The sequence below is a fragment of the Clostridium massiliamazoniense genome (assembly GCF_001403635.1).
In the GTDB taxonomy this organism is placed as follows: Bacteria; Bacillota; Clostridia; order Clostridiales; family Clostridiaceae; genus Sarcina; species Sarcina massiliamazoniense.
The window spans coordinates 269,585-289,908 of sequence record NZ_LN879467.1; the positions used below are offsets into that span (position 1 = coordinate 269,585).

17 protein-coding genes are annotated in these 20,324 nt (G+C 26.6%); 6 read left to right on the forward strand and 11 right to left on the reverse strand.

The window, feature by feature from the left end; translation table 11 throughout:
• Positions 1-43: 43 nt before the first annotated feature.
• Together ARA19_RS05225 and ARA19_RS05230 are read right to left on the reverse strand one after the other, a co-directional pair.
• The gene (locus ARA19_RS05225; protein WP_055069913.1) at positions 44-640 is read right to left on the reverse strand and encodes an FMN-dependent NADH-azoreductase; all 597 of its coding nucleotides are present in this window, start codon (positions 638-640) and stop codon (positions 44-46) included.
• A gap of 41 nt (positions 641-681) precedes the next feature.
• On the reverse strand, positions 682-1,563 hold the full coding sequence (locus ARA19_RS05230; protein ID WP_055069914.1) for a pirin family protein: 882 nt from the start codon (positions 1,561-1,563) through the stop codon (positions 682-684).
• 349 nt (positions 1,564-1,912) lie between these two features.
• Between ARA19_RS05230 and ARA19_RS05235 the strand changes: the two genes are divergently transcribed.
• The gene (locus ARA19_RS05235) at positions 1,913-3,157 is read left to right on the forward strand and encodes an HlyC/CorC family transporter (RefSeq protein WP_055069915.1); all 1,245 of its coding nucleotides are present in this window, start codon (positions 1,913-1,915) and stop codon (positions 3,155-3,157) included.
• Between the two features lie 271 nt (positions 3,158-3,428).
• Here the strand turns inward: ARA19_RS05235 and ARA19_RS05240 are convergent, their stop codons facing one another.
• The 3 genes from ARA19_RS05240 to ARA19_RS05250 form a co-directional block, all read right to left on the reverse strand.
• Positions 3,429-3,650, reverse strand: a complete 222-nt coding sequence (locus ARA19_RS05240; RefSeq protein ID WP_055069916.1) for a hypothetical protein — start codon at positions 3,648-3,650, stop codon at positions 3,429-3,431.
• Between the two features lie 99 nt (positions 3,651-3,749).
• The gene (locus tag ARA19_RS05245; RefSeq protein ID WP_055069917.1) at positions 3,750-4,001 is read right to left on the reverse strand and encodes a hypothetical protein; all 252 of its coding nucleotides are present in this window, start codon (positions 3,999-4,001) and stop codon (positions 3,750-3,752) included.
• 40 nt (positions 4,002-4,041) lie between these two features.
• A complete protein-coding gene (locus tag ARA19_RS05250; RefSeq protein ID WP_055069918.1) occupies positions 4,042-4,554 on the reverse strand; it encodes a GNAT family N-acetyltransferase in 513 nt (170 codons plus the stop codon).
• Positions 4,555-4,804: 250 nt separating this feature from the next.
• Between ARA19_RS05250 and ARA19_RS05255 the strand changes: the two genes are divergently transcribed.
• Together ARA19_RS05255 and ARA19_RS05260 are read left to right on the forward strand one after the other, a co-directional pair.
• A complete protein-coding gene (locus ARA19_RS05255) occupies positions 4,805-5,266 on the forward strand; it encodes a GtrA family protein (RefSeq protein WP_055069919.1) in 462 nt (153 codons plus the stop codon).
• 594 nt (positions 5,267-5,860) lie between these two features.
• Positions 5,861-6,436, forward strand: a complete 576-nt coding sequence (locus ARA19_RS05260) for a hypothetical protein (RefSeq protein ID WP_055069920.1) — start codon at positions 5,861-5,863, stop codon at positions 6,434-6,436.
• Positions 6,437-6,495: 59 nt separating this feature from the next.
• Here the strand turns inward: ARA19_RS05260 and ARA19_RS05265 are convergent, their stop codons facing one another.
• From ARA19_RS05265 to ARA19_RS05275, 3 genes are all read right to left on the reverse strand, one after another.
• On the reverse strand, positions 6,496-8,250 hold the full coding sequence (locus ARA19_RS05265; protein ID WP_055069921.1) for a sensor domain-containing diguanylate cyclase/phosphohydrolase: 1,755 nt from the start codon (positions 8,248-8,250) through the stop codon (positions 6,496-6,498).
• Between the two features lie 575 nt (positions 8,251-8,825).
• Complete coding sequence (locus ARA19_RS05270) at positions 8,826-10,601, reverse strand: sensor domain-containing diguanylate cyclase/phosphohydrolase (RefSeq protein WP_055069922.1); 1,776 nt, start codon at positions 10,599-10,601, stop codon at positions 8,826-8,828.
• A 318-nt stretch (positions 10,602-10,919) separates the two neighbouring features.
• Positions 10,920-13,439: an SH3 domain-containing protein gene (locus ARA19_RS05275; protein WP_055069923.1), complete on the reverse strand. Its 2,520-nt coding sequence runs from the start codon at positions 13,437-13,439 to the stop codon at positions 10,920-10,922.
• A 598-nt stretch (positions 13,440-14,037) separates the two neighbouring features.
• Between ARA19_RS05275 and ARA19_RS05280 the strand changes: the two genes are divergently transcribed.
• From ARA19_RS05280 to ARA19_RS05290, 3 genes are all read left to right on the forward strand, one after another.
• Positions 14,038-14,718 carry a DUF975 family protein gene (locus ARA19_RS05280; protein ID WP_055069924.1) on the forward strand — a complete coding sequence of 227 codons (681 nt, stop codon included), beginning with the start codon at positions 14,038-14,040 and terminating at the stop codon, positions 14,716-14,718.
• A 113-nt stretch (positions 14,719-14,831) separates the two neighbouring features.
• Positions 14,832-15,221, forward strand: a complete 390-nt coding sequence (locus tag ARA19_RS05285) for a GntR family transcriptional regulator (RefSeq protein WP_242862394.1) — start codon at positions 14,832-14,834, stop codon at positions 15,219-15,221.
• 5 nt (positions 15,222-15,226) lie between these two features.
• Positions 15,227-16,342, forward strand: a complete 1,116-nt coding sequence (locus ARA19_RS05290) for a DUF5808 domain-containing protein (protein ID WP_055069925.1) — start codon at positions 15,227-15,229, stop codon at positions 16,340-16,342.
• Between the two features lie 140 nt (positions 16,343-16,482).
• Here the strand turns inward: ARA19_RS05290 and ARA19_RS05295 are convergent, their stop codons facing one another.
• From ARA19_RS05295 to ARA19_RS05305, 3 genes are all read right to left on the reverse strand, one after another.
• The gene (locus tag ARA19_RS05295; protein WP_055069926.1) at positions 16,483-17,571 is read right to left on the reverse strand and encodes an acyltransferase family protein; all 1,089 of its coding nucleotides are present in this window, start codon (positions 17,569-17,571) and stop codon (positions 16,483-16,485) included.
• Between the two features lie 367 nt (positions 17,572-17,938).
• Positions 17,939-19,345, reverse strand: coding sequence for an AAA family ATPase (locus ARA19_RS05300; RefSeq protein ID WP_055069927.1), 1,407 nt, complete (start codon positions 19,343-19,345; stop codon positions 17,939-17,941).
• Between the two features lie 175 nt (positions 19,346-19,520).
• A complete protein-coding gene (locus ARA19_RS05305; RefSeq protein ID WP_055069928.1) occupies positions 19,521-20,255 on the reverse strand; it encodes a lysophospholipid acyltransferase family protein in 735 nt (244 codons plus the stop codon).
• Positions 20,256-20,324 lie beyond the last annotated feature (69 nt).

Here is a 20,324-nt window from a genome sequence, read left to right on the forward strand (position 1 = left end):
ATACAGAAATCAACTTTTATCTAATTCAATATATTATTTGTTATTAAAATCTTTTTGCAGCATTTGTTGCTTTTTCTATTCCTTCTTTAACTTTTCCTTCAACATCTGCTCCCATAATATCTAAGTTTTCTATTGCTATAGTATCTATATCTTGAATTCCAAAGAAAGCTAATATTGTTCTTAAATATTTATCTCCCATTTCATAAGGTGCATCACCATATTCTCCACCTCTAGCTACTATATGAACAGCTTTTTTTCCATTTAAAAGTCCAACTGGACCTTCAGCCGTATATTTAAATGTTATACCACTAACACTTACATAATCAATATATGCTTTTAATATAGCTGGAATACTTAAATTCCACATAGGTGCTGCAATTACATATTTATCAGCTTCTGCAAATTCATATGCATATTTTAAAATTGGATTATTTTTGCTATTTTCGTCCTTTGGCCCGAATAATTTTCCTAAATCTTCTGGTCTTAAGAAGTCTATATTTTCTTTGTATAGATCTAATGTTACTATTTCATCATTTGGATTATTCTTTTTATATTCCTCGATAAACGCATCTGCTACCTTAAAACTTCTTGATTCACCTTCTGCTTTTATGTTTGCTTTGATATATAAAACTTTACTCATCTTCAGTTCTCCTATTCCTATAATTTATTTAAATTCTTTTATTAAAAATTCATTGTGCCAAATTTACCATTTTCAAAATCATTATAAGCTTCATATATTTCATCTACTGTATTCATTACGAATGGGCCGTATGATACAACATTTTCTTTAATTGGCTTACCACTTAATACAAGAATTAATGAATCTTCTGAAATTCCTTCTACTGAAATTTCACCTTCCACATTATCAAATAAAATGAAATCATCTTCTACATAATTCTTTTCATCATTGATTTTAACTTTTCCTCTTAATACAAGTATTGCTGTATTAAAATCACTTGGCTCATTTAATGTTATCTTTCCCACATTTTTTAATTTTATGTTATAAAGATTTACATCAGTGAAAGTACTTGCAGGTCCTTTTACTCCATTAACTTCACCTGAAACAATGCTAAGTTCAACTTTATCATCATCAAGATTTAAAGTTCCCATATTTTCTTTAAGTAATGTTTGATATTTAGGTTCACTCATTTTTTGGTCTTTAGGTAAGTTAACCCATAATTGAACCATATGAAGAACTCCACCATTTTTACTAAATTCTTCTTCATGATATTCTTTATGCATTACTCCTGATGCTGCTGTCATCCATTGAACATCTCCAGGTCCTATAACTCCATGATTTCCTTTATTATCATGATGTTCAACTTTTCCTTCATAAGCAAGTGTTACTGTTTCAAATCCTCTATGTGGATGAGCACCAACTCCTCTTCTTACTGCCGATGGTTCATAATAATGTGGTGCATGATAATCTAATAATAAGAATGGAGATAAACGTTCTGCTGTTTCTCTTCCTGGTGAAATATATTGAGATACTCTAAATCCATCCCCTACCATATGAAATCCTGATCCTTTAAACGCTTTTTCTATAGTTCTAAATTTTTTCATTAGTATTCTTCCTTTCTTACAAATTTTAAATATCTAAATTTAACACTAATTAGTGACAATTACTTAAAATTTTTATTTTATGTCAATTTACTTTATTTATTTTTATTTGTTGTTTATTTTCCTTACTCATAATATATCACTAACTAGTGATAAAGTCAACACTATTTTTTTATTATAATAAATAATTCATAAAATAAAGAACCTCTCCCTAATATTATAAATCTTATAGCACTATATACACCTGTTAATTTATATATTATTTAGTCATTATCTAAAGAATTTCAACGTATATTAAAATAAATAAACTATATTTTAAATAAAATTTTTTAATTTAGGAGTGAACTAATTAATGGATGACAGTACTATTACCCTGATTATTTCAATTGCTATTCTTATTTTATTTTCTGCATTTTTCTCAGCAACTGAAACAGCTTTCTCTAGCTTAAGCAAAATCAGGCTTAAAAATTTAGCTAATAACCATAATAAAAGAGCAAATGAAACCTTAAAATTAACAAATGATTTTGATAAAATTTTATCTACAATATTAATAGGAAATAATGTAGTAAATATCCTTTCTGCTTCTTTGGCAACTATAATTTTTACTAAATATTATGGAGATTTCGGTGTTAGCTTATCTAGTATAATTATGACTATTATAGTTCTTATTTTTGGAGAAGTATCTCCTAAAAGTATAGCAAAGGAATCTCCTGAAACGTTTGCTATGTTTGCTACACCTTTTCTTAAAGTCCTTATGTTAATATTAGGACCTATAAATTATTTTTTTGTACTTTTAAAAAAATTATTATCTATAGTGATAAAGGTAGAAAAAAATGCTGCTATTACAGAAGATGAACTCCTTACTATTATAGAAGAAGCTGAAAATGATGGTGGAATTGGTTCTAATGAATGTAAGTTAATAAAATCAGCTATAGAATTCAATGACTTAGATGCTGGAGAAATAATAACATCTAGAGTTAATATAGTTGGAGTTCCTAAGGAAAGTACTATTAAAGAAGCAAAAGAACTTTTCCGTGAATCAGGCTATTCTAGACTTCCAGTTTATATAGATACTATTGATAAAATAACAGGTGTAATACATCAAAAGGATATCTATAATGAATCTTTTGATAATGATTCAAATATAGAAACTCTAGTAAAGCCTATAATTTGTACTACCCCAAACACTAAAATTTCTGAACTTTTAAGAAACTTCCAATATTCCAAAAATCATATGGCTGTTATTGTTGATGAATTTGGAGGAACTGAAGGAATTGTCACTCTAGAAGACATATTAGAAGAACTAGTTGGTGAGATTTGGGATGAACATGATGATATTATAGAATATTTCAAAAAAATAAATGATAATGAATATTTGGTATTATGTACAGCTAGTTTATCTGATTTTTTTGAGACCTTCAATTTAAATGTAGATGAAGAAAAATATGAATCTCAAACTATAAATGGTTGGGTTATCGAAGAGTTTGGTTATTTACCAAAAAAAGATCAGTCTTTTAAATATGAAAATCTACAAATTACAGTAGCAAAGATTGGTTATAGAAAAGTTGAAGAAATTATTGTTCGCTTAATACAATAATTTTTATCTATCGATTACTCTCTTTATTCCAATCTTTTATAAGTTAGAAATAAAGAAATACATGTCCTTATGTAGCTTTCATTAAAATTCAACTAGAGTCAAAACTCTTTCTAAATTAAATCTCAATTTATATAGTCATCAAATAAAAAAGCCTTGAGAGGTACCGGCGAAGGACAACCTCTCAAGGCATATAGTGTTTTGCACTATGTCTCGTAAAAATTATATTATAATTTCTGATAAAAATCAACACTTTTTTTCATATTTATATTTTTTAATTTTTACAAATAAACTCTAATTCATTATCATCCTTAATATTATATGTTATCATTCTTAATTCATCATCTTCATAAGCAAATATTTTAACTTCCCTATCATGAATTTCAACATCAATATCCTCTTTACACTCTGCATCTGCCTCTATGTTTATTAAATTATACTTTTTCTTAAGTTTTAGTAAATCTTTAATTAATTCATTGTTAGCATAATTATCCATACATCCTCTTACTCCTTTTATAAAATTCAACAATTATATTTTACCTTTTTCTCTTATATATAAAATATATAAAATGGAAATATTGTATTAATAAATCGTTTAAATATCTAAAAGCAGTTCTGTATAATTTTCAATAACATCATCAACCATCATTTTAATAATACTTGGTTTAAAATCTAATTTTTCTGGTTTTATAACTATCCTTCTTATAAAGTTTATATATCCTTCATCATCCTTCTTAACCCCTGAAAAATATATTGCTTCAATTAAAATTGGCTCCTTAAGATAATAACAGTTATCTATTATAGTGTTTTTTATACCTTCTATAGTTTTAAATCTTTTTTCTCCCATTTTTAAGACTCTCCTTGCACCAATTTAAAATTTGTATTAATTAAACTATATTTCTATTATATCTTGCCATTATGAATTCATCATCATATTTACCATTTCTAATTGCAGCATACTTCTTTATTCCTTCTTCAACAAACCCTAAAGACTTATATAAATTTATGGCTCTCTCATTATCACAAAAAACTGATAATTCTAATCTAACAAGCATAAGCCAATTATCTGCTAAATCTATTACTTTTTCCAAAAGCATTCTCCCAATTCCTTTTTTTTGATAATTTTTATTAACCATAATTCCAATTACTCCACAATGTTTTAATCTAGGATTTTGAGAAATAGATAGTCCACAAATTCCAACTACTTTACTTTTACCATTTTCAAAAATTTCTGCTACATAAGTATGATCATTATTCCCTAGAGATTCTATAAATTCTTCTGATTTAGAAATTCTCTCACTAGTTATAGATAAAATATTTTCCTTAACCCCATCCATAACTCTCATTTCATTAATATCTTTAGCATCTTTAATATGAATTGCTCTAATAATTACTTCCATACTTATTCCTCCATTTAATTACAAATATTATTATAAATTATAACACTTTCATAAATTTAATTATATAACTAATTCTATAACTACTATTTTTTTCAAGATTACAAAATTGTAATTTAAAAGTAATGTTTTTCAATATCTAATAAAGAATACTCATCTTATAATTAACATATAAATTCTATCTCTTTGTCTTAGACTTATAGAAAATTAGAATATTACTGATGATAAAACACTTACAAAGGGGGACATAATAGTGAATAGCACTCTTAAAGAAAATATCTCAGATATAAGAGTTACACATAATACTAAAAATTCTATAAAAGAAATTACTGCATTTATCTTTGTAGGAACAAGTAACACTTTACTAGAAATAGGAACTATGAATTTATTGTGGTGGCTTACAGGTATTTATAGCGGAAATATAAATTACTTATTTAAAACTATAACATTTTTAATTTGTTCAACTGTTGGTTATTTTTTAAATCAAAAGGTAACATTTAAGTCTAAAAGTGGACTTAAAGATTACCTTAAATATGCTGCTGTATTAGGTTGTTTATCTCTTATTGAAGCTGTGATAATATCAGAATTCACCAAAATATCAGTTTCATTTGTTTCCATTGAAGCTTGGGCAAATATTGTTAGCATTATTGCATCCTTTCTAACAGGTATACTAAATTTCTTTATTTCTAAATTTATAATTTTTAATAAAAAATAGTCACTTAAAAATACATCATTAGAACTTGATATATCTATTTTTATAAACGTAGACTTAATTCAGGTGGAGTTTTAACTCCATCTGAATACTTAGTCAAACTTATCTAGAAGCGTGAGTTTGTTTATCTCCTACTTATAGAAGATAGGAGTATTACATCCTCTAAGATAAATATATTTTTTTCATCTACCGAGATAGCTATATAGTTGCAAAATGCTGTGACTATTGAACTAGCACTAGAAGCTCTTTATTTTTGAACAATAGTTTCGTAAGTGAGTAGTCACAAATGATGAACTTATATAGCTAGATAAAAGGCAGAGAGGATGTATCTGTAATTTGATACATTCTCTTTTTAATTACAATAATTAATATGTACTCTTCTAAAAATTAACATTTTTTTTATCTTAGTTTTATACTTTTTACATATTATTTCTATAAAATAATATTTAACTAATATTGATTAATTAATTTATTTTTGTAATATTATTCAAATTAATTAATATAAAAATAAATTAAGACTTAGTTTTAGATAGAGTTTTAATTCTATCTAAATTTTAGTCAAGACTTTATTGTAATTTTTAATGGAGGGGTTCTATTTTGAAAAAAATATATATTTTATCTACCTATACAGGCACCATGTTATCATATTTAATAAAGAAAAAAACAAAAGTACCGTACCCCCATGTTTCAATTGCTTTAGATAAAAATTTAGATGAAGTTTATTCTTTTGGAAGATTACATGTTAGTAATCCTATTTTCGCTGGATTTGTTAGAGAATATATTGATGACGGTTTATATAAAAAGAAATTTAATACCCTATGTAGAGTTTACTCTATTAATTTAAGTAATGAACAATATAAAACTTTAATAAAGAAATTAACTTACTTCAAAGAAAATGGACGTAAATTTAAATATGACGCCAAAGCATTACTTAAATTTCTATATAATGAACCGAAAGAAAATGATAAAAAATATGTTTGTTCACAATTTGTAGCTTATTTGTTAGAAGAAGCTGATGTAGATATTTTTTATAAACCTTATTACTTGATTACTCCTTTAGATTTTTATGAACTAGATAATCTAACAATTGAATATGAAGGTTTATTAAGTGAATATAGAACTAGTCTAAATAAAAGTACCCTTGAAAAAGACTATATTTCTATACTTGTATAAACTAAAACTAAGACTCTATATAGGGTGATTCTTCATCAACCTATATAGAGTCACTTTATCTATTCTAGCAATATACTAATAAATATATCTACTATTTTAGGATCAAATTGTGTTCCAGAACACCTTTTAAGTTCTTTTATTGCATCCTCTTTACTTTTAGCCTTTTTATTATATACCCTTATATTAGTCATCACATCATAAGAATCACAAACATTTATTATTCTAGCTAACAAAGGAATTTCTTCGCCTTTAAGCCCTATTGGATAACCTTTTCCATCCCATCTTTCATGATGATAAAGAACACTCTCAGCAATGTTTTTTAATTCACTTGATGCCATAACTATTCTATATCCCTTTTCTGAATGAGTTTTCATAATCTCATATTCTTCTTCTGTTAAAGCTCCTGGTTTAAGTAATATTCTCTCACTCACTCCTATTTTCCCTATATCATGTAATTCAGCTGCAATTGTTAACTCATCTATTACTGATCTTTCAAGTCCTAACTTTTCTCCAACTCGTATAGCATTAATCATTACTCTCTCTGTATGTTGTTCTGTCTCAACACTTCTTATTCCTAAGCCTATTTTTAAGGAATTTAAAACAGAACTTTTTATACTTCTATTTTGCAATAATTTTTTCCTATATACTTTATCTTCAGCTTCTTTTACTACTTGATATATATCCTTCTTATTGTTATATTTCACAGCTGTTCCTAAAGCTATACTTATATTGAATAAGTCATTATTATGTTCTTTACATCTCTCATATATCTTATATTCCAATTCTTCACAATATTTTAGTGAAGTATTTTTTATTGTTATTATAAATTCATCTCCACCAAACCTAAAGACTTTTCCACTTTCACCACAAACTTCTCTTAATACTTTTGCCACAGCTTTTAAGAGCTTATCCCCTTCATTATGCCCTAAAGTATCATTCACTAATTTTAATCCATTTACATCCCCCATTATTACTCCTAGTGGAAAATTTTCTTTATTATTAAATTCTCTTTCACACTCTTCAAAAAATGTTCTATTTTTAGTCCCCGTCAAAATATCTGTATAACTCAAATATTCTAATCGGCTTTGTATCCGCTTACTTTCACTAATATCAAGAGCTCTTCCTATTATTCCTTTCACATTACCATTAATATCTAAGAGAGACATTTTTACAACTTCTTTTACATTCTCCTTATCTTCCTCATCTAATACTATCTCTCTACATATAGTTTCTTTTGATAAAACTACTCTTTTATCATCTTCTAAAAACTCCTCAATTTGTTTTTTATCAATATTTAGCTCATAATCATTCTTTCCAATTATATTATCAAATCCTCGTTTTTGATAAAAATCTCTATATTCCTTATTTGCATAAATATATTTGCTATTTTTATCTTTACAAAAAACCATGCCTGGAAGTATATCCATTATTTGCCTTGTTATATTTTTTTGAAATTCTATTTCTTTCTCTTTTTCCTTAATTTCACCTACATCTGTTATTATTCCATATATAGCTATAATTTCTTTCTCCTTATTTTTTAAAGGTATCACTATACCCTTTTTATAGCCTTTATCTATGTATAACTCTTCTATTTTAATTTCACCACTCTCTAAAACTGCAGCTGAACACTTAGTCAAAACCTTACTAATTTCTGGCTCATAAATTTCTTCATTTGTATAACCAATTATATCTTCAACTTTTTTATCAGTTAAATCAGCATAACTTTTATTAGCAAAAATAAATCTTAAATTTGTATCTTTTATCCACATTGGAAAAACCATATTTTCTGCTAATAATTTATATATATCTTCCATTTATTTCCCCACCCTACTCATCATAAGTAAAAATTTTTTTATATTTTATAATATTTTTATACACTTATATCAAAAAAATATAAAATTATTCCAGTAAAGAGATATAATATCTCTCTTTTATAATAATAAATATTCGTAACTGTGTAAAATTCTATATGAATTACATTTTCTACTTTATATTAAATTAAGCCTAATAAATAAAGTACAACTTTATTTTCAAATAAAATTATAATAGATATTAAAAATTTTTAAAACTAGTTTTTTATCATTCATTATATTTTTCTACAATAATTCCTATAGATACTTTAATTCTAAAATTTATCTTACAGTAATTTATCTAATAACTAGAGGCTATCACTCCCATCTTCTATAAATAGGAGATAACAGCTTCATGCTTCTAGATAACTGTAACTAAATATTTAGATTGAGTCAAAGCTCCACCTAGATTAAATCTATATTTATTTATTGATGACTAATATCTGTATATTCAACTCTTCTATAAATAGAAAGGAGCCTATCATCAAAGAATGGATTTTAAATCCACATTTGAAATGCTCCTTATAATAAAACTCTTTTTAATTCTCCGCTTCCTCATTTAACAATTCTATAAATATATCAACAATTTTAGGATCAAATTGTGTTCCTGCACACCTTTGTAATTCTTTAATTCCTTCCTCTTTGTTCATTGCTTTCTTGTAGGATCTCTCATTAATCATAACATCATAAGAATCACAAACATTTATTATTCTAGCCAATAAAGGTATCTCTTCTCCCTTTAATCCCATAGGATATCCTTTACCATCCCATCTTTCATGATGATACAATACACTTTCACCTACATCTTTTAATTCACTTGAAGCCATAACTATTCTATATCCCTTTTCGGAATGGGTTTTCATAACCTCATATTCTTCATCAGTTAATGCTGTTGGCTTTATAAGTATACTTTCACATATTCCTATTTTCCCTATATCATGTAATTCTGCTGCTATGGTAAGCTCATCAATAGTAGATCTCTCAAGACCTAGTTTTTCTCCAACCTTGGCGGCACTACTCATAACTCTTTCTGTATGTTGCTCTGTCTCTACACTTCTAACTCCTAAACCAACTTTTAATGAATTCAATATTGAACTTTTGACACTCTTATTTTGTAAAAGCTTTTTCATATATAATTTATCTTCAGCTTCTTTAATAACTTCATAAATATCTTTATTTGAATCTTCCTTAACTGCTGCCCCTAAAGATATACTTATATTAAATAAATCACTCTTATAAGCTCTACATCCTTCTATTATAACTTCAATTAATTTTTCACATTCTTTAATTGAACTATTAGGAACTAATATTACAAATTCATCTCCACCAACTCTAAAAACTTCTCCTTTTCCATCACAAGAATCTTTTAAAACCTGAGCTACGGCTCTTAATAAATTATCTCCTTCTCGATGACCAAAAGTATCATTTAGTATTTTAAGTCCATTAACATCTCCCATAATAAGACCTAAGGGTAAATTTTCTTTCTTACTAAATTCCTCTTCTCTTTCTTCAAAAGATGTTCTATTATTAACACCTGTTAATATATCTGTATAACTTAAATATTCTAATCTTTTTTGTATCATTTTATTTGCTGTAATATCTAAAGCTCGTCCTATTATTCCTTTTACTTCACCATTTTTTCCTATAAGAGGTATTCTTACAACTTCTTTTATTAACTCATTTCCGTCTTTTTCTTTAAAAACCATCTCATTATGTATTGTTTTTTTAGATTCTATTACTTCTTTATCTTCTTCAAAAAAGCTAATAGCGTTTTCTATATATCCTTCTCTATTTATTTCTAAATCAGTTTTTCCTATTATATTATTCACACCTATATTACGCTCATAAAAATCACGACATTCCTTATTTGCATAAACATATCTACTTTCTCTATCCTTAAAGAACACAATTCCAGGAAGCAAATCCATCATTTGTTTAGTTAATCTTTTCTGAAATTCTATCTCTTCCTCTTTTTCCTTTATATCTCCTATATCAAGGAAAATTCCATATATAGCAATAACATTGTCATGCTCGTCTTTAAGAGGAACTATAGTTCCATATTTATAGCCTTTATTAGTATACATCTCACCAGCTACAACCTCTCCACTTTCTAAAGCAGCTTTAGAACATGCAGTAAATATCTCACAAGTGGCTGGTTCGAAAATATCCTCATTTTTATATCCTATAATCTCATCAACAGTTCTATCATTTAAATCTGCATAACTTTTATTAGCGAAAATATATTTCAACTCTGAATCCTTTATCCACATTGGAAAAATCATATTTTCAGCTAATAATTTAAATATATCATTCATTTATTTCCCACCTTGTTTTCTTTAGTAATATCTCATTAATTCATAGTAGTAAATAGAGTTCATAATATTTTTCAATTATATACAACATTTTTAAATATATTATAATAAAATTATAATATACATTTGATAAAAATAAAACAATTTATTTTTATTATCAAACTATTTTACTAACAAATTAATTTTCTTCATCTTTTCTTTTCATTTGGAAATATTATCTATAGATATATTTTATAACTCAGCTTTTAAAACCTGTTCCTTGAAAAATTTAGAATAAAAAAATGACCTTATCTATTGATAAGATCACTTTTTTCTATGCTATTAAATAGCATTTACATAATTTCCATCTACCCACCCTATATTACCATTATAATTTACTTTATACCATCCATTTGAACTTCCAAGAACTGTAGCTACACCATTATTGGGAATTGCTAATATAATTCTATTATTTGTTCCTGCTCCAGTTCTAAGATTTAATCCTATTGGTGAATTAACTCTAATTTTAGATACACTATTATTAGTAGTATTGTTAGATGTATTATTATTTGTCATATTTGTTGTATATTGTGCAAATATCCAGCCTACACTTCCATTATAACTTACTTTATACCATCCATTTGAACTTTCAATTACATTTACCACTACATTATTAGGTAATACTGTAATTACTGCACTATTTGTTGTTGCTCCTGCTCTTAAATTTAATCCTATTGGAGAATTAACTTTAACTTTCATAGCTTGATTTTGTTCAGGCTTACTTTCTGGAGTATTATTTTCAGGTTTTCCAGTGGAACTTATTACTTTTGTATATGCACCATAAATCCATCCTGTAGTTCCATTATAATTTACCTTATACCACCCATTTGAACTTTCTATTACACTAACAACTACATTATTTGGTATAGCAGTTATTACATTTCCTGATGTACTTGGAGAAGTTCTTACATTTAACCCTATAGGAGATGTTATTTGAACTTTTGTTACTGAAGTTGATCCCTCTGGTTTCACTTCTGGTTTTACTTGGGGCTTCTCTTCTGGTTTTACTGTATTTCCGCCATTACTTGGATTGCTTACAACTGTTGTGTATTGTGCAAATATCCATCCTGTATTACCATTGTAATTTACCTTGTACCATCCATTTGAACTTTCAATTACATTTACTACTGCATTATTAGGTAATACTGTAATTACAGCACTATTTGTTGTTGCTCCTGCTCTTAAATTTAATCCTATTGGAGAATTAACTTTAACCTTCATTGTTTGACCTTGTTCTGGTTTTGTTTCTGGTTTTACTTCAGGTTTTGTTTCCGGCTTTTCCTCTGGTTTTACTTCAGGTTTATTTTGTGCTTCAACCTGAACGTAATCAGCACTCACATAAGCTATTCTTCCATTATAATTTATTTCATACCAGTTTCCTTCTTTTTTAATTATTCCAACCTTATCACCTTTTTTCAATGAACCAATAATTGCTGAATTAGTTGATGCACCTGCTCTTACATTTAATTCATTTGCAGTTACAACTCCACTTTCCTTTGCTTCTGGTGCTGGTGTACTATTATCTGGTTTATTGGTAGAATTATCTGGATTTATATTTTCACCAGTTACAATTTTTTTAGGACTTATGTTTATACCATAAACATAACCTGTACCATTTTTATATTGTATCTTATACCAATTTCCTACTTGATCTATTATTTTGACCTCTGTATTATAACTTAATGTTCCTAGAATTTCTCCTTTATCAGATGCAGAAGCTCTTACATTTAAAGTTCCTGAAGTAACATTTCCAAGCATTACTGTATTCTTACTTGGAAAATTAACTTTGTTACCTGAATATCTATAAAAACAAGTAGTAGGATATTGATGTTGATCTTCATTTTCTGGATTTTGCCCATTTATATTTCTTTCATGATAATGTGAATTTCCATAAGCAGCAGCTTGGTTATCAACAATATAAGCTAATCCTTTTTCTTTATCCTTCCATCCCATGAATACATAAACGTGATATGGTCCTGCAAAACATATGTCACCCTTTTGTATATCATCTAAGTTAGTACTTCTTACCCAACCTCTAGATAGAAGATTACCTTCTAATATTGTTGTATATGCAGTAGATGTAGGAATATCTACCCCTATATTTCTAAGAGCTGTAGCTAAGAAATATACACATGTATCACTAGCATTTCCACCATGTAAATTAACAGCTTCTTTCATAACAGCCTCTTGATTTGCTGTTGATGATAAGTAATTGTATAATTTTTGTTGAAGCTCTGGAACTTGTTCTTCAGCATATCCACTACCTGATTTGATTGGAGTTCCTATATAAGCAACTTCAACCTCTCCACCATCAATTCCTTTATTAGAATTTTCTCCATTATTACTAACATTTTTAACTTTTACTGAATTATTTTTTACTCCATTACTTGATTCCTTTGATGCTTGTCCACTTTGATTTCCTTGTTGTTCTACTTTTGTAGAATTGCTTTTGCTTTCACTAGTACTCTCTTTTAAATTCTTACTATCATTTTTTGCTGAAGTTGAAGTTTTGCTATTTTCTTTAGTTATATTTGATGATGAATCTTTGCTAACTGCTTTTGAGTTAGCACTAGCACTTTCTTCAATATTACTCTCTACATTTGTTTGTGAATTGTTATTCTCTTCATTATTACTTTTATTATTTCCATTATTAGAAACTAAAAGAGTAATATTTTCACTTTTATTAAGGCTTTGACTAACTGCTGAAGTATTGTTAGCTGTAGTCTTTAAGCTCATAGCTCCTGGTATCATCACTGGTAATGCTGCTGCACATATTATTGTTAGTAACTTTGCTCTGTTCATTAAAAAAAATCCCTCCATAAATGTAAAACTCTTGTTGTCTCTAGAAACATGTTCTTTTTTCTCAATAATAATACTCTTAACAATTACTTTCAACTTCCGTATTAACCTTTTATTATAATTAAAGTAAAATAATATATTTTTTGTATAAGTAAATTTGAATATTTGTAAATAAATAGATAATAACTTATATAGTTAATAAATACAGGAAATATTTATTAATTTTTAAAATATTATAAAAGAAAATAATAAAATAATTGTTTATTCTACTTATATATTAATAAATAAATTTACTAATATGTTATAAAAATTTATTTTTTTAGGATTTTTTGTTCATATAATAAATAATTAATAACTATTTATGAACAAAAGTTAACATTTAGGTTCTTTTACATATTTTATCTCATAGATAACTCCTGTAATACTCCTCTCTTCTATAAGTACCTTCCCCTTCTAAATAACTATCACTACACGTTTAGACAAAATCATAACTTTATCTAAATTAACTTTCAATTTATAAAATTAATTATAAATTAACAATAAATTCATATTAAACCCCCCTTTATATAGTAATATATACTATATAAAGGGGGGTTTTTTTATGACTAGAATAGAAATCAAAGACAAAGCTAAATCAGCTTTAGAAGGAAAAAGAGGTAATGCAGCACTATTTTTATTTATAGCTACCATTATTTTCATTCCACTCAATATCTTATTATCTCTTATACCTTTTGTTGGTGCCTTACTAAGAATAGTTCTTAGTGCTATTTTCATCTTATCCATAACATTATTTATTACAACCCTTTGTAATAGTAATGAAAAATTATCCTTTAAAGAAGGAATTCCTAATTCAAATTTAATTACAAAATCTATAATAGTAACCTTTTTATTTTCTTTAATTATATTTTTAGTTATGCTTCCTACTATATTTTTTATGGTAATGTCTTTTTTCTTTAACTCTGTAGGATTATTAGCTATAACTTCAATATTATTATTTTTGTTTGCTCTATTTATCCAAGTTCCTATGATATTTCTTAATTACATAATAATAGATAATCCTAATGCTTCTATTGGTTTTATCATTACAGAAGCTTTTAAAATTTCTTTTAAAAATTTAAAAAGAATAGTTGTTATGTCATTGAGTTTAATTCTTTGGGATTTATTAATTGTAGTAACTTTTGGATTAGCTTATTTTTATGTTAGACCTTATATTGTATCAATATACTACTTTATGTATAAGGATATTATAGGAGAAAATAAAGCTTTGAATTTAGAAAAATAAATACATATTAGAAAGAGTGTCTATACAAAAAAATCCATTTCTAGTAATAGATACTCTTTTTTTATTGACTTTAAGCTCTATCTGTTCTATATTATATATAACAGATAGAAAGGGTGATAACTATATTAATTAAAATTGATTTTGAAAGCAACGTTCCCATTTACTTCCAACTAAGAAATGAAATAATAAAGGCTATAGCTAGAGGAGAATTGCTAGAAAATACCTCTCTTCCATCTGTTAGAACTCTTGCTAATGAATTAGATATAAATATGCATACAGTTAATAAAGCATATAATATCTTAAAGGAAGAAGGCTATGTAAAAATTGATAGAAGAAAGGGGGCATTAATAAGCTATGCTTTTAAAAATTTTAATGAAGAATTCAAAAATACTTTAGATGAAGAATTAGAAATATTTATAGCTCAATCTGTAGCTAGGGGTATAGAAAAAGATTTAGTCATAAATAAAATTAATAATATTTTTTCTAAATATATGAAGGAGTAATTTTTATGGAAAAGACAACTTTAATACTAAACTTAATTGTTAATATGATTATACTTTTATCTATTTTTATGGCTTGCTACTATGTTAATGACTTAAAAGGTCAAGGAAGACTTTTATTTGGAATAAGGCTCCCTAAAGATTACAGTAATGATTCTAAAATACTTGCTTTGAAAAACAAATATAAAATAAACTTTTCACTAGCCTCCATATCTTTATTTATTCTAAGTTGTATTTTTCTAGGAAATATTAACTTAGAATTAGCAATGGTTACATCCACAGTTGGAATTGCAGTTATTTCAATAATCTTTTATTACATTGGTTATAAGAAATTATTAAATATAAAAAATAGTGAAAATTGGAGTAAACTTTCTTCTAAAAAAGTTTATGTCTCCATTGAATCACCAGAAAATTCTCAATATATTAACCTTTATTGGTTTGTTATTCCACTTATTATGGGAATAATATCATTAATTTTAACTCTTTTATTAATTAACAAGCTTCCAAATGAAGTACCCCTTCATTTTGGTTTTAATGGTGCAGATGAATTTGCTATGGGCTCTAAGTTAAGCACTAAATTACAAGTTCTTATACTTCCTCTTGTAAATTTATTTGTTACTTTCATGACATTTGCTAGTGTTAAAAACCACATAAAAAAACCTGAAAAACTAAATGGAGGTAGTATTTCTGAAGCAAAAAATTATATATTAAAAGAGAAAAAAAACACATCCATCTTTACTCTTTTAACTAATTTTATAGTATCATCTATATTGCTATATACAAACTTAGCTGTAATAGGATTAACTAAAATGAATTTTTATAGTTTAATCCTTATAGTTTTACTACCAATCCTTGTTATTTTAATATCAATCCCTTTATTTGTTCATAATAATCACACAAGCACAAATAAAATTAATGGGGATGAAGAAGATATTTATATAGATGATGATTCTTCTTATAAATTTGGTGGTCTTTTTTACTATAATAAAAATAATCCATCAACTTTTGTTCCAAAAAGAATGGGTATTGGTTATACAATTAACTGTGCATCTACTGGGGGTAAATTATTTTGGATAGTTTTTGCCTTATTCATCATTGCTGTTATATTTTTAGGACATAATTAAAAAACATAGTGGGGCTATATCAAACTTATAGATATAACCCCTTTAACATTTAAAATACCTTAACCCATAAAAGTAATTCATTTATAGAAATTACTTTATTCATCTTATGGCATTTTAATTTCTCTCTTTATTTTTTTATATTAAGTCAAAATTTTTTCTCTTTCTTTATTTCTAATAAAAATTTTATTCATTGGCACAGTAATAAGCTTATTGTAATATTCCTTTAACTTCAGTGATATAATGCAAGTTAATAAAAATAATAAAACTATATAGATATTATAATTTATATAAAAACTAGAAATATACAAAATAACATTTGCAATTCCTATAGCTATGGGATGACTTATATATAACTCTAAATTAAATTTAAAATACTTTTCCTCTAAAAAACTAATCTTATTATATTTATATTCTACAAATAACCATAAAGAAAAAAATCCTATTATATTGTAAATAAAATTTATTTTAGAATTTGGTGCCCCTATTAAATAATTAACAGCTCCACCCTTCCAATGATTATTTAAAATAATGGAATTATAAAAAATAAAATATCCACCTGTAAAGATATATATTATATTTCTAAATTTAATTAACATCATAGCTGTCCAATCTGCTTTTTCTGAAATAACTCCCCCTAATATAAAATAATATAACCATATAATTAAACTTCTATCTCTATACTTATAATACAAACTTGGTAATACACTCTCTAAATTATGTATTTGGCTTATAATTATAAAATGTATTATTCCTAATAAAATCAATATTACTATCCACTGTTTATTCTTGCATATAAATTTAACTAACCAAAGGAATAATGGAAACAATAAATAAAATCTTATAAGAGTGTTAAGATACCACAAATGCGAAAAAGAGGACCCAAATAAAATATCATTTATAAATAGAGAAATAGAGTATTTCCCTGTAAATATTTTAGTTGGTGAAAAGATAACCACAGATGATATGTACACTATAAGTATCTTTGTAAGTTTATTCTTATAAAAATCTTTTATAGATAAATTTTTATAATTCATCATCATAAGAAATCCACTAATAATCATAAAACTAGGAACTGCTATTCTAGTAAAATTAAATATAGTTCCAAATACTAAAGTTGTAAATCCATTAGCTTTATCTGATTCTAATAACCATCCTACTGTATGTTGATATATAACCCCTACTGCTAATATAAGCTTCATAATATTAAAACTCTTTGTAAAACTCTGCATACAATCCCCCTATAAACATAGACTTAATTCAGGTAGAGTTAGGGCTCCATCTGAATACTTAGTCCAAAATTATCTAGAAGCGTGAGACTGTTTATCTCCTACTTATAGAAGATAGGAATATTACAACCTTTAGCTATCAGATAAATCATCACAAACAATTATACTTCATTACTTTCCATCTAAACCATTATAAGGATAAAATTAACAATAAGTTAATTTGTATTTAGTTTAATTAACCTCAATTATATCTATAGATGAACCTATATAGCTAGATAAAAGGTAGAGAGGATGTATCTGTAATTTGATATACTGTAAAAGAAGCAGAATTCCAAATAATGAAATTCTGCTTCTAAACATATGTAAATTACTATCCTATTAACTTATTTATATCATCTAACGTTATCATTTGCATTTCTTCTACATTTTCAAAATCCATTGTTTTGTTTTCCATTAATCTATTTGCTTGGATTTTAATCATATCTTCAAATAGATTTCTAACAAATCTTCCATTAGAGAAGTTTTCTGTCTTATTTTCTACAGTTTCTTCAAAGAATTGCTTCATCTTTTCTGCAGCTTCTTCTGATAACTTAAATTGATTTTTATCACAAAGTCCTTCAAATATTTCATTTAATTCCTCTGCATTGTAATCTTCAAACTTTATAAATTCTTTAAATCTTGATTTTAATCCTGGATTAGAATTTAAGAACTTTCTCATTTCATTTTCATATCCAGCAACTATTACGACAAGATCTTCTCTATTATCTTCCATTAATTTAAGAAGAGTTTCTATAGCTTCTTGACCAAAATCATTAGCTGTATCTTTATATAAAGTATATGCCTCATCTATAAATAAAACTCCACCAATAGCTTCATTTACTTTTTCTGTTACCTTTTTACTAGTTTGTCCTACATACTCAGCAACTAAATCAGTTCTGTCCACTTCTATAAAATGTCCACTCTTTAATAAGCCCATACTTTTATATATTTTAGCTATAAGTCTTGCTATTGTTGTTTTACCTGTTCCTGGATTTCCTGTAAATACAAGATGTGATGTCATAGGTATTACTTTAAGACCAGCCTTTGATCTTATTTTTTGCATATTAATTAAATTTATTAAGGTATTTACATTTTCCTTCACACTATGTAATCCAACATAAGAATTTAATTCTTCTAATAATTCTTCTAAGCTCTCACTCTTGTCGTTACTTTCATCATCTTCTTCATAATCAATCTCTATTACTTCCCCATTAGTTCTATACTCTTTTCCACTAACTAAATTCCCATTAAGAAAGAATCCTTCTTGTCTATCACCATTGCTGAAATAATATGTAGCTTCTCCTGTAGGGATTCCATCAACAAATTCACCTTCATATCTTTCCTCATCATCTAATAGGCTTAATATACCATAACCATGCATTTTATTATCAGAAAACTCTCCTTCATAATAAATTTGTCCTGCTGAGTTTTTTATTGTCCCTTGACCATTTAACTTCCCATCTTTGAAAATACCTTCAAATTCATCCCCATTTTCTGTCCTAAGAACTCCAGGTCCTTCCATATCTCCATTTACAAAGCTTCCTTCATAGATTACTTCTCCATTAAAACTTCTATAAATTCCTTCGCCATGCATAAAATCATTTACCCAGTCCCCGTAGGCAACTGCACCATTATTCATAACAAATTTTCCCTTACCTTCTCTTACACCATTAACAACTTCACCCGTATAAGTTCCATTCTCATACTCAATAACCTGAATCTCTTTTTTTTCACTCATCATTAGCTACTCCTAACCTTTGTTGTCACTATCCATTATAAATTATATTATTAAAATTAGCCAAAATTTTTACTAAAATCTGAATAATTTACTCATATATTATTTTATATCTAAAGTCAAATATATTAAAGATATAATATTAACTTTTCAACTAAAGTAATTTATAAATCCTTACCTAATTATTAACTACAACTTTTTCTGTAGGTAAATTCTTAATTACTATATCTCTTACTCTCTCTGTAAGAGCTGCTTCCTCTTCTTTTGATAAATTCTTTGTTTCTATTGGCTCTCCATAAACAATTCTTATATGTGTTGGAACAAAATCCTTTGTGTCTTCATAAGCTCTTGAAGCTCTTTCTATACTTACAGGTACTATAGGAACCTTTGCCTTTGTAGCAAGTTTAAAGCTTCCCTTTTTAAATTCTCCAACTTCTCCAGTTTTACTTCTTGTTCCTTCTGGGAAAATTGTCATAGAATATCCATTTTTAATATTTTTAACTCCATCATTTATAGACTTAATGGCATTTCTAGGATTTTCTCTATCTATAAATATACTTCCAGTCTTCTTTATCCAGTAACCTAATATAGGCGTTTTTTCAAGTTCTTTCTTTGCAATAAACCCTACATTCCTATCAACTGTATGAAATATTAAAGGTATATCTAATATACTTGTGTGATTTCCTATAAATACACAAGGTTCCTCTGGTATATTTTCGATACCTTCTACTTCTAAAGTTATCCCTATAATATCTAAAGTAAATTTACTCCAATCCTGTGCTGCAACTTTAACATATTCTCTAGCTGCCTCTTCCCCCTTATGTTTAAGTAAGTAGTTACACTTAATCCCCTTTGCTCCTGTTCCTAACATATATGCTAAATACTTAACTTTCTTTAATTGGTTAACTAACATAGTAACTTTTATCCCCCTTATGCTTAATAGTTTCTACATTAAAATATATTCTAAAAAAACACTTTATAT

Coding starts and splice junctions, on each gene's coding strand:
- ARA19_RS05275 (WP_055069923.1), bottom strand. CDS start 13,439: ATGAACAGAGCAAAGTTACTAACAATAATATGTGCAGCAGCATTACCA.
- ARA19_RS05290 (WP_055069925.1), top strand. CDS start 15,227: ATGGAAAAGACAACTTTAATACTAAACTTAATTGTTAATATGATTATA.
- ARA19_RS05240 (WP_055069916.1), bottom strand. CDS start 3,650: ATGGATAATTATGCTAACAATGAATTAATTAAAGATTTACTAAAACTT.
- ARA19_RS05235 (WP_055069915.1), top strand. CDS start 1,913: ATGGATGACAGTACTATTACCCTGATTATTTCAATTGCTATTCTTATT.
- ARA19_RS05230 (WP_055069914.1), bottom strand. CDS start 1,563: ATGAAAAAATTTAGAACTATAGAAAAAGCGTTTAAAGGATCAGGATTT.
- ARA19_RS05270 (WP_055069922.1), bottom strand. CDS start 10,601: ATGAATGATATATTTAAATTATTAGCTGAAAATATGATTTTTCCAATG.
- ARA19_RS05300 (WP_055069927.1), bottom strand. CDS start 19,345: ATGAGTGAAAAAAAAGAGATTCAGGTTATTGAGTATGAGAATGGAACT.
- ARA19_RS05305 (WP_055069928.1), bottom strand. CDS start 20,255: ATGTTAGTTAACCAATTAAAGAAAGTTAAGTATTTAGCATATATGTTA.
- ARA19_RS05265 (WP_055069921.1), bottom strand. CDS start 8,250: ATGGAAGATATATATAAATTATTAGCAGAAAATATGGTTTTTCCAATG.
- ARA19_RS05280 (WP_055069924.1), top strand. CDS start 14,038: ATGACTAGAATAGAAATCAAAGACAAAGCTAAATCAGCTTTAGAAGGA.
- ARA19_RS05245 (WP_055069917.1), bottom strand. CDS start 4,001: ATGGGAGAAAAAAGATTTAAAACTATAGAAGGTATAAAAAACACTATA.
- ARA19_RS05295 (WP_055069926.1), bottom strand. CDS start 17,571: ATGCAGAGTTTTACAAAGAGTTTTAATATTATGAAGCTTATATTAGCA.
- ARA19_RS05250 (WP_055069918.1), bottom strand. CDS start 4,554: ATGGAAGTAATTATTAGAGCAATTCATATTAAAGATGCTAAAGATATT.
- ARA19_RS05225 (WP_055069913.1), bottom strand. CDS start 640: ATGAGTAAAGTTTTATATATCAAAGCAAACATAAAAGCAGAAGGTGAA.